This window comes from Frankia sp. Hr75.2 (assembly GCF_949319125.1).
GTDB classification, from domain to species: domain Bacteria; phylum Actinomycetota; class Actinomycetes; order Frankiales; family Frankiaceae; genus Parafrankia; species Parafrankia soli.
Map to the genome: position 1 here is coordinate 1 of NZ_CASGGV010000332.1, position 12,551 is coordinate 12,551.

Genomic DNA, 12,551 nt, shown 5'->3' on the forward strand with positions numbered 1-12,551 from the left:
GCGAGGGAGGCCCCCGATACCGAGCGCGACATCCAGCGCGATGGATCCGGTCGGGATGGCCTGGATCGGCGGGCGGGTGTCGTCACCCAGCCGCATGACCGAGCCCTTGCCGAACTGCTTGTCGATCTGCGCAAGAGCGTTCTCCAACGCCTTGTCGCGGTCGGGTCCTGCCATTGGAGTTACTCCTGGCTGAGGTCGTCGAGTCTTGGCCACGAGCCGACGCTAGGGGGTGGGTCCGACAGTTTCGATAGCCGGGTGGCCTCTGTGGACAACTGAGCGCATGTGGACAACACTAGCCGAACATCCGTTCGAAGCCACAGTGACACGCCGGTGCCCACCCGAACGGGTGGTTCCGGCACGCCGCGCGCATACCCCTGACACCACGGGTGGCCGCTCGGCCCCGCGCCGCGCCGTCCGGCGCCGACCGTCACCGCCCGAACGAGCCGGTCGACGAACGAGCCGGTCGACGACCTGCCGACGCCAACCTGGCGGCGGCGCGGGCCGCCGCGTCAGCGATCGCGGGCCGGCACGTTGAACTCGTCGCAGACGGCGCGCCACACCTGCTTGAGGTCGTCGCCCCGGCCCAGCGCCCGTTCGACGGTCGCCCCGCCCAGCCCGGAGATCACATGGTCGCGTGCCAGTGAGTCCGCGTACGCCGCGCCGAACTGCTTGTTCATGTTCGCCCAGAACTCGGTCAGTCGCACGGGACCAGTGTGCACGGGCCTCCCGCCCGGCCTCCCGGCGCGGGACGCACCGGTGCCGGTCACGGCCACCAGGCGCCGGGCGCCCCACGACGCCCCGCCACCGTGATGCCGGGCGCAGGCACCGTCACGCCGGGCGCGGGCACGCGACGTCCCACGGGAACCGCGGAGCGGGCAAGTTCTGTCGGTGGGCCGAGTTGTGTCGGGGGTAGGACGCAGACTGGTGCACGTGACCGCATCGGACCCACTCGCCGCCTTCTCGGCCCCGACCAGGGAATGGTTCGCGTCCTCCTTCGCGGCGCCGACTCCGGCCCAGGCCGGCGCGTGGGCAGCCGTCGCCGGTGGGGAAAGCGCCCTGGTCGTCGCTCCGACCGGGTCGGGCAAGACACTCGCCGCCTTCCTCTGGTCGCTGGACTCGTTGGCCCGCTCGGCGCCGCCGGCCGATCCGGCCCGCCGCTGCCGGGTGCTCTACGTCAGCCCGCTCAAGGCGCTGGCGGTCGACGTGGAGCGCAACCTGCGCGCGCCACTCACCGGCATCCGGGCCGCCGCCACCCGGCTCGGCCTGCCCGTGCCGGACGTGTCCGTGGGTGTCCGCTCCGGTGACACCCCGGCGGCCGAGCGCCGGGCGTTCGGCCGCACCCCGCCGGACATTTTGATCACCACGCCGGAGTCGCTGTTCCTGATCCTCACCAGCGCCGCGCGGGAGGCGCTGCGCGGCGTGGAGACGGTGATCGTGGACGAGGTGCACGCGGTGGCGGGCACCAAGCGCGGCGCCCACCTCGCGCTCAGCCTCGAGCGCCTCGACGACCTGTTGGACGTCCCCGCCCAGCGGGTCGGCCTGTCCGCGACGGTGCGCCCGGTCGACGAGGTGGCCCGGTTCCTCGGCGGGCCGCGGCCGGTCACCGTGGTGCGCCCGCCGGCGGCGAAGACCCTCCATATAGACGTCGTGGTCCCGGTCGAGGACATGGCGAACCTCGGCGAGGTGGCCGGCGCGGTCCCGGAGGGCTCCGCCGCCGGGGCGGCGCCGCGGGCGTCGATCTGGCCGGCGGTCGAGGAGAAGGTGCTCGACCTGATCCTCGGCCACTCCTCGACGATCGTGTTCGCGAACTCCCGGCGGCTGGCGGAGCGGCTGTGCGCGCGGCTGAACGAGTTGTACGCCGACCGTCTCGCCACCGCGGACGCCACGGGCGCCACGGGCGACCCCGATGGTCGGGAGACCGGCGGCTGGGAGTCCGACGGGTGGGAGAGCGGCGAGCGCGCCGGCCCCGCGGGCTCCCGCGCCCCCGCGGAGATCATGGGGGTCGCCGGTTCGGCCGTGTCGCCGGCCGGGGTCGAGGTGGCGCGGGCGCACCACGGCAGCGTCAGCCGTGAGCAGCGCATGCTGATCGAGGAGGACCTCAAGGCCGGGCGGCTGCCCGCGGTGGTCGCCACGTCCAGCCTCGAGCTGGGTATCGACATGGGCGCGGTCGATCTGGTCGTGCAGATCGAGTCGCCGCCCAGCGTGGCGGCCGGCATGCAGCGGATCGGCCGGGCCGGCCACCAGGTCGGCGCGGCCAGCCGGGGGGTGGTGCTGCCCAAGCACCGCTCCGACCTGCTGGAGTGCGCGGTCGTGGCCGAGCGGATGAGCGACGGGCGCATCGAGGCCGTGCGCTACCCGCGCAACCCGCTCGACGTGCTGGCCCAGCAGATCGTCGCGATGGTGGCGGTCGAGGACCGCGAGGTGGACGAGCTGGGCGCGCTGGTCCGCCGCGCGGCGTCGTTCGCCACCCTGCCCGCCTCCGCCTACGAGGCCGTGCTGGACATGCTGGCCGGGCGCTATCCGTCCGACGACTTCGCCGAGCTGCGCCCGCGCATCACCTGGGACCGGGCGACCGGGGTCCTCGCGGGCCGGCCGGGCGCCCAGCGGCTCGCCGTGACCAGCGGCGGGACGATCCCCGACCGCGGCATGTTCGGGGTCTTCCTCGTCGGTGAGAAGGCCAGCCGCGTCGGCGAGCTCGACGAGGAGATGGTCTACGAGTCCCGGGTCGGCGACGTCGTCCTGCTCGGCTCGTCGAGCTGGCGGATCGAGGAGATCACCCCCGACCGGGTGTTGGTGACCCCGGCGCCGGGCCGGCCCGGTCGGCTGCCGTTCTGGCACGGTGACGCGCCGGGCCGGCCTGCCGAGCTCGGCCGCGCGCTCGGCTCGTTCCTGCGGGAGCTGTCCGCGGCGAGCCCGCGGGACGCCGCCGACCGGGTGCGGGCCGCCGGGCTGGACACCTGGGCGACCGCGAACCTGCTGACCTACCTGGACGAACAGCGCGCCGCCGCCGGGCATCTCTCCGACGACCGTCGCATCGTCGTGGAGCGGTTCCGCGACGAGCTGGGCGACTGGCGCCTGGCCGTCCACTCGCCGTTCGGCGCGCCGGTGAACGCCCCCTGGGCGCTGGCGATCGGCGCCCGGCTGCGGGAGCGCTACGGCGCGGAGGTCCAGATCATGCACACCGACGACGGCATCGTCGCCCGCGTGCCCGACGCCGCCGAGCCCCCCGAGGCCGAGCTGGTCGTCTTCGAGCCCGAGGAGACCGAGGCGCTCGTCCGTGCCGAGGTGGGCGGCAGCGCCCTGTTCGCGAGCCGGTTCCGTGAGTGCGCGAGCCGCTCGCTGCTGCTGCCCCGCCGTACTCCCGGGCGGCGCACGCCGCTGTGGCAGCAGCGCCAGCGCAGCGCGCACCTGCTGTCGGTCGCCTCGACCTTCGGCGACTTCCCGGTCGTGCTCGAGACGATGCGCGAATGCCTGCAGGACGTCTACGACGTCCCGGCCCTGGTGGGCCTGATGCGCGACATCGGCGCCCGCTCGCTGCGGGTGGTCGAGGTCGAGACGCCGTCCCCGTCCCCGTTCGCCTCGTCGCTGCTGTTCGGCTATGTCGCCGCGTTCATGTACGACGGCGACGCGCCGCTGGCCGAACGGCGCGCCCAGGTCCTCTCCCTGGACAGCTCGCTCCTCGCCGAGCTGCTCGGTGAGGCCGAGCTGCGCGAGCTCATCGATCCCGGGGCGCTGGAGCGGATCACCGCCGAGCTCCAGCGGCTGGTGCCCGACCGGCACGCCCACGACGTCGAGTCCACCGCCGACCTGCTGCGCGCCCTCGGCGACCTGACGGACGAGGAGGCCGGGGCGCGGGGGGTGGCGCCGTCCTGGCTGGCGGCGCTGGCGGACGCCGGGCGGGTGATCCGGGTGCGGATCGGCGGCGAGGCGCGCTGGGCCCCGGTCGAGGACGCCGGCCGCCTGCGCGACGCGCTCGGTGTTCCGCTGCCGGTGGGAGTGCCGGCGGCGTTCACCGAGCCGGTCCGCGATCCGCTCGGCGACCTGGTCTCCCGCTTCGCCCGCACCCACGGCCCGTTCGAGCCGGCCGCCGTCGCCGCCCGTTTCGGGCTCGGGGTGGCGGTGGTCGTCGGGGCCCTCGAGCGGCTCACCGCGACCGGGCGGCTGGTACGCGGCGAACTCCACCCCGACCGCGCGGGCGAGCAGTGGTGCGACGCGGGGGTGCTGCGCGCGCTGCGCCGCCGCAGCCTGGCGGCGCTACGCAAGGAGGTGGAGGCCGTCCCCACCCGGGCGATGGGCGCGTTCCTGCCCGCCTGGCAGTCGGTGACGACAGGCCGCGGGCACGGTGTGGACGGCGTGCTGCGCGCCGTGGAGCAGCTCCAGGGCGCCCCGGTGCCGGCGAGCGCGCTGGAGCAGCTCGTCCTGCCCGCCCGGGTCAGCGACTACTCATCGGCGATGCTGGACGAGCTGTGCGCGACCGGCGAGGTGCTGTGGGCCGGGGCCGGCGGCCTGCCCGGCAACGACGGTTGGGTCACCCTCGTGCTGGCCGACTCCGCCGGGGAGCTGCTGCCCCCGCCCGACCTGGACGCCGCCGGCGGCGACCTGCACCGCGCGATCCTCGACGCCCTCGCCGGCGACCAGGCGCTGTTCTTCCGGACCCTCTCCGACCGGGTCGGCGCGCTCGACGACACGGCCCTGGCGGACGCGCTGTGGGATCTGGTGTGGGCCGGTCTGGTCACCAACGACACCCTTGCCGCCCTGCGCGTCCAGCTCGGCGCCGGGCGTCCGGCGCATCCCGCGCATCCGGTGCCGCCGCGCCGGCGCTCGGCGCGCGGCCGGCCGGCGCGGTTCGGCCGGCCGACCATGCCGCGCCGGGCCGGCCCGCCCACCGTCGGCGGCCGGTGGTCGCTGCTGCCGGAGCGGGAACCCGACCCGACCCGACGGGCGCACGCGCTGGCCGAGTCCCTCCTGGACCGGCACGGCATCGTCACCCGCGGCGCGGTCACCGCCGAGCGCACGCCAGGCGGATTCGCGGCGGTGTACCGGGTGCTGTCGGCGTTCGAGGACGCCGGGCGGTGCCGCCGCGGCTACTTCGTCGAGTCGCTGGGGGCCGCGCAGTTCGCCGTCCCCGGCGCGGTCGACCGGCTCCGCGCGATCGCCGGGGCGCAGCGCGACGCCGCCGACCAGCCCGCCTGGTCCGCCCCCGACCTGGTCGCCTCTGGTCTCGGCGTCTCTGGCTTCAGCGCCTCCGGTCTCGGCGCCCAGAGCCTGGGCACCCCGGGTCTGGGGTCGGGCCATGCCGCGGCGGCGCGACTGGGCGGGGCCGCGGCGGCGGAGCGGTTCCCGGCCGCCGGGTCCGGGGGTCCGCCAGGCTACGGCGCCCGCCGCGGGGACACCGGCGCCGCAGCGGCGGTCGTGCTCGCGGCCAGTGACCCGGCGAATCCCTACGGTGCCGCGCTGCCGTGGCCCAAGCGCCCGGCAGCCGACGGCGAGGGCTCGGGCCACCGTCCGGGGCGCAAGGCCGGCGCGCTGGTCGTCCTGGTCGACGGCGAGCTCGTCCTCTACGTCGAACGAGGCGGCCGCACCCTGTTGTCGTGGTCGGACGCGCCGGGCCTGCTCGGCCCGGCGGTGGGTGCCCTGGCCGGGGCGGTCCGCGCCGGGTCCCTCGGCCGGCTGGCCGTGGAGAAGGCCGACGGCGCCGCGGTGGTCGGCAGCGGGCTCGGCGCGGCCCTGGAGTGGGCGGGGTTCCACCCGACCCCCCGCGGCCTACGGCTTCGGGGGTGACCACGGCGCGGGAGGAGCCCGGCCGCGTACCCACCCCGTGGGACCCGAGCCTGCGCGGCCTGACGATCGGCCTCGTCAGCACCGTCACACTGATCGCCTTCGAGGCGATGGCGGTCGTCACCGTGCTGCCGGAGGTCGCCGCCGACCTGTCCGGACTGTCCCTGTACGGCTGGACGACCAGCGGGTTCTTCCTCGGTCTGCTCGTCGGGGTGGTGATCGCCGGGGCGGAGACGGACCGCGTCGGCGCGGTGCGCCCGTTCACCGTCGGGCTGTCGCTGTTCGCCGCCGGCTTAGCCGTGGCCGCCCTCGCGCCGACCATGGAGATCCTGGTGGCCGGCCGCATCCTGCAGGGCCTCGGCGGCGGCGCGGTACCCGCCGTGCTGTACGCGACGATCGGGCGTGCCTACCCGGAGTCGCAGCGGCCCAGGATGTTCGCGGTGACGTCCACCGCCTGGGTGGTGCCCGGGCTGGTCGGGCCGGTGACCTCGGCGCTCGTCGCCGAGCACGCCGGCTGGCGGTGGGTCTTCGGCGGGCTGCTCCCGCTGGTGCTGGCGGCCGGGGCGATCACGGTCCGCGCGCTGGGCGGGCTGGGGCCGCCGCCGACCGCGCCCACCGGCGGGGCGGCGCGGCGTTTCGTCGCCGCGATCAGGGTGAGCGTCGGTGCCGGCCTCATCCTGGCCGGGCTGACGAGCCGGTCGCCGCTGGGGATCGCGCCGGTTCTCGCCGGGGGGCTGCTCGCCTACCGGCCGCTGCGCGTCCTGCTCCCGGAGGGAACGCTGCGCGCACGTCCCGGCATCGCGGCGGCGGTGGCCGCCCGCGGGCTGCTGACCTTCGCCTTCTTCGGCGCCGACACCTTCGTCCCGCTGGCCGTCACGGCGGCGCGCGGGCAGTCCACGACGGTCGCCGGCACCGCGGTCACCGTCGCGACCGTGACCTGGACAACAGGCTCCTGGACGCAGGCGCGGCTGGCCGGGCGCTACCCGGGGCGGGAGCTGATCCGCTCCGGCCTGCTCCTGGTGGCGGCCGGCACGGCGGGCTTCGCCCTGGTCCTGGTGGACGGCGTACCGCTGGCGGTGCCGATCGCCTGCTGGGGGCTCGCCGGGCTCGGGATGGGCCTGGCGTATTCGCCGGTGGTGAGCCTGGTCCTCGCCGAGACGCCGCCGGAGCGGCACGGCACGGCGTCCAGCTCGGTGACCCTCTCGGACAACCTCGGAACGGCGTTCGGGACAGGTCTTGGCGGAGTGGCCGTCGCGGCCAGCGAAGCCTCCACCGGGACACCCTCAGCCGGGCTGGGTGTGGTCTTCGCCCTGACCGCGGTCGTCGCCGTGCTGGGCGCCACCGTCATCCGCCGGGCTCCGTCCAGGACGTTCCCCACTGTGTCCTGACGATCTGTGTCCTGACGATCCGCGTCCGGACTGGCCGTGCTCTGACTGCACCCGTGCACGGACACGGACCGCGTCCTGGCAGGTCGACAGGGCCGGGTCGTGGGCACCATGGGGATGTGCCCGAAGGTGACACGGTCTGGCTGGCGGCGTGGCAGATGGATACCGCGCTCGCCGGCCGGGTGCTGCTGCGCTCGGACTTCCGGGTGCCGTCGCTGGCGACCGCCGACCTGAGCGGGCGGCGGATCATCACCGTCCGCCCACGCGGCAAGCACCTCCTGACCCGAGTCGAGGGCGGCCTCACCCTGCACACCCACTTCCGGGTGGAGGGATCGTGGCACCTCTACCGGCCCGGCTCGCGCTGGTCCGGGGGCCGGCCTGGCAGGTCCGGGTGGTGCTGGTCACCGCGGAGCAGGTGGCCGTCGGCTACCGGCTGCCGGTCGTCGAGATCCTGCCGACCGCGCAGGAGAACCGGGTCGTCGGGCACCTGGCCCGGACGTCCTCGGCGACGACTGGGACCTCGACCGCGCCGTCGCCAACCTGCGCGCCGAGCCGACCCGGGAGATCGGCTCAGCGCTGCTCGACCAACGGCTGCTGGCCGGTCTGGGCAACATCTGGCGGACGGAGGCGTGCTTCCTCGCCGGAGTGAGCCCGTGGACCCCGGCCGGCGAGGTGAACGATCTTGAAGGACTGGTCCGCCGCGCCCAGGCGATGATCAGGGCCGGGGCACGGGGCGGGCACCAGGTGACTACCGGGTCCGCCCGCCCGGGCGAACAGCATTGGGTGTATGGGCGCGCAGGCAGGCCCTGTCGGCGCTGCGGCACGCTCGTCCGCCGTCAGGAGCAGCGGACGGTCACCCAGAGTTCGCCCGGGCGCGGATCGCCGGCGCGCGCCGCCGGGCCCCGTGATCAGGGGTCCCACAGCCGTGCCCGGCGTGACCACGACCGGCGCGTGGGCGGCCGGCGTGACGGTGGCCGGCTCGCACGCGACGTCGGCGGGTCCGTCGACATCAAGGTTCAGAACGGTGCAGTTCCGGACGGTGCAGTTCCGGACGGTGCGGTCCAGGACGGTGCGGTCCAGGACGGTCGGGTCACCGCGTGGTGCCCGACCTGCCAGCCCGGCCCCGTCCCGGGGGCCGCGGCCGGCCGGTGGGACGTCGGCCCCCGCCGCCGGGACGTCACACCCGGCTGGCCGCCAGCAGGCGGGCACGACCCCGGGTGAACGCGCCTTCGGCGGCCTTCACGCTGATGGACAGGTCGTCGGCGGCCTGTCGCGTGGTCCGGCCGGCGGCGCGGGCCATCATGATCTGCCGCTCGCGGCCGCGCAGGCGACGGGTCTGGTCGAGCAACCAGAGCGCCTCCGCACGGTCGCAGGTCGAGTCCTCGGGGCCGGGGTCACTGGGCGCCGCGACGCTGCGGGCCATCGCACGGTCCGCGCGCATCCGCGCACGGTGATGATCAACGCACAGCCGGAGCACGGTTGTGGTCAGGAACTGACCGACTCGGTGGCTGTCGAGGTTACGGAACCCCGCCGCGCGCACGAGTGCCTCCTGCGCGCAGTCCTCCGCGTCGGCGGTGCTGGGCAGCCGCCTGCGCGCAATGTGCACCAGTCGTTCGCGGTGCGGCAGGACGAGCGACCACCGGTCACCGCTGAACGGTTGGTCGACGGCAGCGAGAGGTGCCGCCTGAGGTGCCTGCCGGGCCGGCTGCGAGGTCGGGGACTCGTTCTCTTCCCCAATAATTAGCGTCATGGCACTTCCACCTGCCTGGCTGCGTCATGCCATCCGGACGTCCGGGACCGCCGGTCTGGCTATCGCACGGCGGCGATGAAAACGTGGACGACGCTCCCCTCGTCACCCGACGCCACAATCGCCGATCGGACATGTGGGACATTAAGGCAATCGCAGCGTGCGCGCCATAACCCCCGTCACATATTCAAACCCATCTCCCACCCCAAGGTGCTAACCCGGGTGTACACCGGGTCGAATGGGAAGGTAAATCTGCATAGTCACTGTGCACTTAAGCGGATGACCTTTATCTGACCCGGTCGGCGGAAAGTCGCTGCGGGGCAGGCACAACGGCCGGTCGGCACCCGGCCGAATGGCATGCCGACCCCGCCCGGACGTTAACCCGATGTGACACCTAAGAAGATCGTGCCGGTTCAGGTCGGGCGGCCTCGCCCGGTGGTTCCCATCAGTTCGGATAGCCCATCGGCGTAGGCGCGCAGCCGCTCGACGTCCTCGGTGAGCCGGTGCAGCTCGGCCGCGGGCGCCGCGACGGTCCCGACGATCTCGGTCGCGGCGGCCAGCAGGCCGTCCAGCGCGTCGGCGGCGCGGTTCATGCCGTCGAGCAGCTGGGCCGAGGTGGCCAGGATGTTCGCGCGCCGCACAGGATCCGCCACTGCCCGCGCCGCGGACTCGCAGGCCAGGACCTGCCCGGCACTCACCCGCAGGCCGTCCACCAGCCGAACGGCGCCCGCCACCGCCGTGCGCACCGGGGCCGCGGGCGGGCGGTCCTCCACCGACCGGGCGAGCGCGACGAGCGCGGCCAGCCCCGCCTCCCCCCGGCGCAGCGGACGCGCGGCCGCCGAGCGGCGCAGCGCCACCGCCCCCGGCGCGGGGACGGCCGGCATGGGAAGCGCGTCGTCCCTGTCGCGGAATGCCCGCAGCTCCCGATAGGACAGGCCTGCCCGGACGAGCGCCGCTCCCCCGAAGACGAACCATCCCCATGCGTGGTCGATGAAGGCCGCCGCAGGTGACGCGGCGGCGGCGGCCGTCCAGGCCTGCGCGGAAAAGGTGGCGCGTCGCCGCGCGCGCCGGGTGGCGCGCCCGAAACGGCGCTCCGACCTTTCCAGCGACCGGCGTTCGACGTCAGCCCTGATCCAGTCGGGCAACGCCGGTGTGACCGCCGCGGCGAGTTCCGTGGCGCGGATCCGATAACCCTCGAGCGCGACCCTGTCGACCGAATCAGCGAAGTGAAAAGAATTTCTTCCTTTACGCTGCCAATGCGACTGGTTCCCGCGCACACTTTGACCGGAATCACCGTTCGTAACCGGAGTCCCGGGAAATACGGATGGTTCCGGGCCGGCCTGCCAGCCCGTCGGCACGGCCGAACCCGTCGGCACGGCAGGGCCCGGCGGCACACCGCCTGAGGGGTCCACGGCGGTGGGGTCGGCGCCCGCGTCGGTCATCGACAGCCTCCCGCAGTCACCACGGCCCAACGGTCATCATCACCGGCTCAGGCCGGCGGAGCCTCCTGGGTACCGGACGCGGGCGGTGTGCCGCCGCCCTGCGACGGCGCGGAGTCGCCCGCTGCCTTACCCAACGACAGACGCTCGTCGCCGGTGCCACCCGGCACCCGGCCGGCGGAGATGCCCGGTGTGGGCGGCATGGGCGGCATCGCGGGCCGGCCCGTCTGCCCGGGCGCGCCGGCCCCGCGGCCGCCGGCCATGCTTCCCCGCAGCTCGGCGAGGCGCCCGGCGGCCTGCGCGTCCATGGTCGCGCGCCGCACCTCGAGCATCCTGGCCTCCATGCCCTGCGAGGCGAGCTCCTGGCGGCCGAGCGCCACGGCGTAGCGCTTCTCGACCTTGTCCCGCACCTCCGCCAGCGTCGGCGTGTCACCGGCCGGGGGCAGCGATGACATCCCCTCCATCGCCTTGCTCATCTGCTCGTGCATGGCGGCGTGCTCGATCTGGGTGAGCAGGCGGGTCCGCTCGGCGAGCTGGCGGTGCATGCGGGCGGTGTTGTCCTCGACCGCCACGCGGGCCTGCGCGGCCGACGCCGCGGCCTGCTCGTGGAGGACCTTCAGATCCTCCAGCGCCGTCTCGGAGGCGATCAGCTTGCTGGCGAACGCCTGCGCGGTCTGCTCGTACTGGACCGCCGTGGCCAGATCGCCCGCGGCGCGGGCATTGTCCGCGAGCATCAGGGCGGAGCGGGCCGACTCGGTGAGGTTGGTGACCTCCTCGACCTGGCGGGCCATCTTCATCTCGATCTCACGCTGGTTCCCCACGACGAGCGCGGCCTGCGAGACGAGCTTCTCGTGCTGTTGGCGTGCCGCCTCGATGGCCTGGTCGATCTGGACCCGCGGATCCGCGCGGTTCTCCAGTTCGATCTCAGCCCGCTTTGACAGGTAGCGGAGGGCCTTGCGGACGACATTCGCCATACCTCGATCGTCCCACGGCGAGACCGATCTGGTGAGCCGCCAACGGCCTCGTTCCGCGCCCGGGCCGTGCCGAGAGCTGTCCGATTCCCGACGCCGCACCCGATTCGCCCCGACTCCAGCCGGATGACCCGATCACCGCCGCCGGAACCACCCGGGACGACCCGGGACGGCCCGCCGCCCCGGCCCGCGCGGCGGCACACCGAGGCGACAGTCCGGAGCATGGCCGGGCCGGGTCGAGGCGGGCCGGGGTACCTAGACCATCGCCTGGAACATCCAGTGCTGTTCCTCGAGGTCGCGGACCACATCGATGAACAGGTCCTGGGTCACCGGATCCGGCTGGGCGGTGAGGTCCATCCGGGTGCGCATCCTGGTGATCATCCCGGCGAGGACGTCCGTGATCAGCCGGATCGCCTTCTCGTCACCGATGTAGCCGGGCTCGACGCCGTGCAGGTGACTGCTGCGGGCCACGGTGCTGGCCTGGCCGTCGGGGTTCACCCCGATCGCCGCGGCGCGTTCGGCACACATGTCGGTGTAGCGCCGGGCCAGGTCGACCACGGCGTCGAGCTGGCGGTGCACCGTGCGGAAGTTGCGGCCGATCACGTTCCAGTGGAGCTGCTTGCCCAACAGCGACAGATCGACCAGGTCGACGACGGCGCCCTGGAGAGCCTCGCCGGTGACCGTGCGCGCCTCGTCTGACAGCGGACTGCGGATGGCGCTCATGATGATCCTCTCTCTGGAGCTCGGGCACGTCCGCGAAAGGCGTGCCCGCAGAGAAGATCCGTACGCCGGTCAGGCTCAGCCCGCGTGGCAGAACCGACCGACCTCAGGCGACCGAACTCAGGCGACCCGGCTCAGGCGGCGCGGTCGACCACCGCCGGGCGGGCCGGCACGACCACGGCGGACGGGCCACCGACCGGTGTCGGCGCGCTCGCTGCCAGCTCGGCGAGCTCCAGGTCGTCACTGACCTCGCGAAGAAGGTCCGCCAGCCGTACTCCCAACGCGTCACAGATGGACGCGAGCAGTTCCGAGCTCGCCTCCTTCTGGCCGCGTTCGACCTCCGAGAGGTAGCCGAGCGACACTCTCGCCGCCGACGACACCTCCCGCAGTGTCCGGTGCTGATCCTGTCGGCGGCGGCGCAACGCCTCGCCGATCACGCGTCGGAGCAGGACCATCGAGCCTCCTCCTTCGTCCACGGGCTGCGTTCACCGTATACCCGCCGGGCGCCCCT

The 12,551-nt window shown here is 74.3% G+C and carries 10 protein-coding genes and 2 pseudogenes; 5 read left to right on the plus strand and 7 right to left on the minus strand.

The features are described from left to right. Both AC559T_RS31400 and AC559T_RS31405 read right to left on the minus strand, forming a co-directional pair. A pseudogene (locus AC559T_RS31400) lies at positions 1-174 on the minus strand (recombinase RecA); the annotation flags it as partial. A gap of 335 nt (positions 175-509) precedes the next feature. Further along, positions 510-704, minus strand: a complete 195-nt coding sequence (locus tag AC559T_RS31405; protein WP_071060334.1) for a DUF3046 domain-containing protein — start codon at positions 702-704, stop codon at positions 510-512. A gap of 196 nt (positions 705-900) precedes the next feature. Here AC559T_RS31405 and AC559T_RS31410 point away from each other — a divergent pair, with 196 nt between their 5' ends. The 5 genes and pseudogenes from AC559T_RS31410 to AC559T_RS31430 all read left to right on the plus strand — a co-directional run bounded on the left by AC559T_RS31410 (position 901) and on the right by AC559T_RS31430 (position 8,384). Beyond that, a complete protein-coding gene (locus AC559T_RS31410) occupies positions 901-5,781 on the plus strand; it encodes an ATP-dependent helicase (protein ID WP_498871065.1) in 4,881 nt (1,626 codons plus the stop codon). Beyond that, a complete protein-coding gene (locus tag AC559T_RS31415) occupies positions 5,778-7,166 on the plus strand; it encodes an MFS transporter (RefSeq protein WP_112105497.1) in 1,389 nt (462 codons plus the stop codon). The genes AC559T_RS31410 and AC559T_RS31415 overlap by 4 nt, the downstream gene beginning before the upstream one ends. Before the next feature lie 155 nt (positions 7,167-7,321). After that, positions 7,322-7,447: pseudogene (locus AC559T_RS31420) on the plus strand (Fpg/Nei family DNA glycosylase); the annotation flags it as partial. 50 nt (positions 7,448-7,497) lie between these two features. After that, a complete protein-coding gene (locus tag AC559T_RS31425) occupies positions 7,498-7,812 on the plus strand; it encodes a hypothetical protein (RefSeq protein WP_498871071.1) in 315 nt (104 codons plus the stop codon). Further along, positions 7,704-8,384 (plus strand): formamidopyrimidine-DNA glycosylase, encoded by a 681-nt coding sequence (locus AC559T_RS31430; protein WP_498871066.1) that lies wholly within the window; start codon positions 7,704-7,706, stop codon positions 8,382-8,384. The genes AC559T_RS31425 and AC559T_RS31430 overlap by 109 nt, the downstream gene beginning before the upstream one ends. Here AC559T_RS31430 and AC559T_RS31435 read toward each other — a convergent pair. The 5 genes from AC559T_RS31435 to AC559T_RS31455 form a co-directional block, all read right to left on the minus strand. After that, a complete protein-coding gene (locus AC559T_RS31435; RefSeq protein WP_020458841.1) occupies positions 8,341-8,913 on the minus strand; it encodes an RNA polymerase sigma factor in 573 nt (190 codons plus the stop codon). The genes AC559T_RS31430 and AC559T_RS31435 overlap by 44 nt on opposite strands. Before the next feature lie 410 nt (positions 8,914-9,323). After that, positions 9,324-10,187, minus strand: a complete 864-nt coding sequence (pspM, locus tag AC559T_RS31440) for a phage shock envelope stress response protein PspM (protein WP_498871016.1) — start codon at positions 10,185-10,187, stop codon at positions 9,324-9,326. 212 nt (positions 10,188-10,399) lie between these two features. Beyond that, on the minus strand, positions 10,400-11,323 hold the full coding sequence (locus tag AC559T_RS31445; RefSeq protein ID WP_498871017.1) for a PspA/IM30 family protein: 924 nt from the start codon (positions 11,321-11,323) through the stop codon (positions 10,400-10,402). Between the two features lie 252 nt (positions 11,324-11,575). Then, complete coding sequence (locus AC559T_RS31450; protein ID WP_020458838.1) at positions 11,576-12,043, minus strand: Dps family protein; 468 nt, start codon at positions 12,041-12,043, stop codon at positions 11,576-11,578. A 131-nt stretch (positions 12,044-12,174) separates the two neighbouring features. Further along, positions 12,175-12,495, minus strand: coding sequence for a helix-turn-helix domain-containing protein (locus tag AC559T_RS31455; protein WP_018504616.1), 321 nt, complete (start codon positions 12,493-12,495; stop codon positions 12,175-12,177). Positions 12,496-12,551: the final 56 nt, after the last annotated feature.

Bases quoted from the DNA above. Each gene is read 5' to 3' on its own strand.
- AC559T_RS31455 (WP_018504616.1), bottom strand. From the start codon at position 12,495: ATGGTCCTGCTCCGACGCGTGATCGGCGAGGCGTTGCGCCGCCGCCGA.
- AC559T_RS31450 (WP_020458838.1), bottom strand. From the start codon at position 12,043: ATGAGCGCCATCCGCAGTCCGCTGTCAGACGAGGCGCGCACGGTCACC.
- AC559T_RS31435 (WP_020458841.1), bottom strand. From the start codon at position 8,913: ATGACGCTAATTATTGGGGAAGAGAACGAGTCCCCGACCTCGCAGCCG.
- AC559T_RS31445 (WP_498871017.1), bottom strand. From the start codon at position 11,323: ATGGCGAATGTCGTCCGCAAGGCCCTCCGCTACCTGTCAAAGCGGGCT.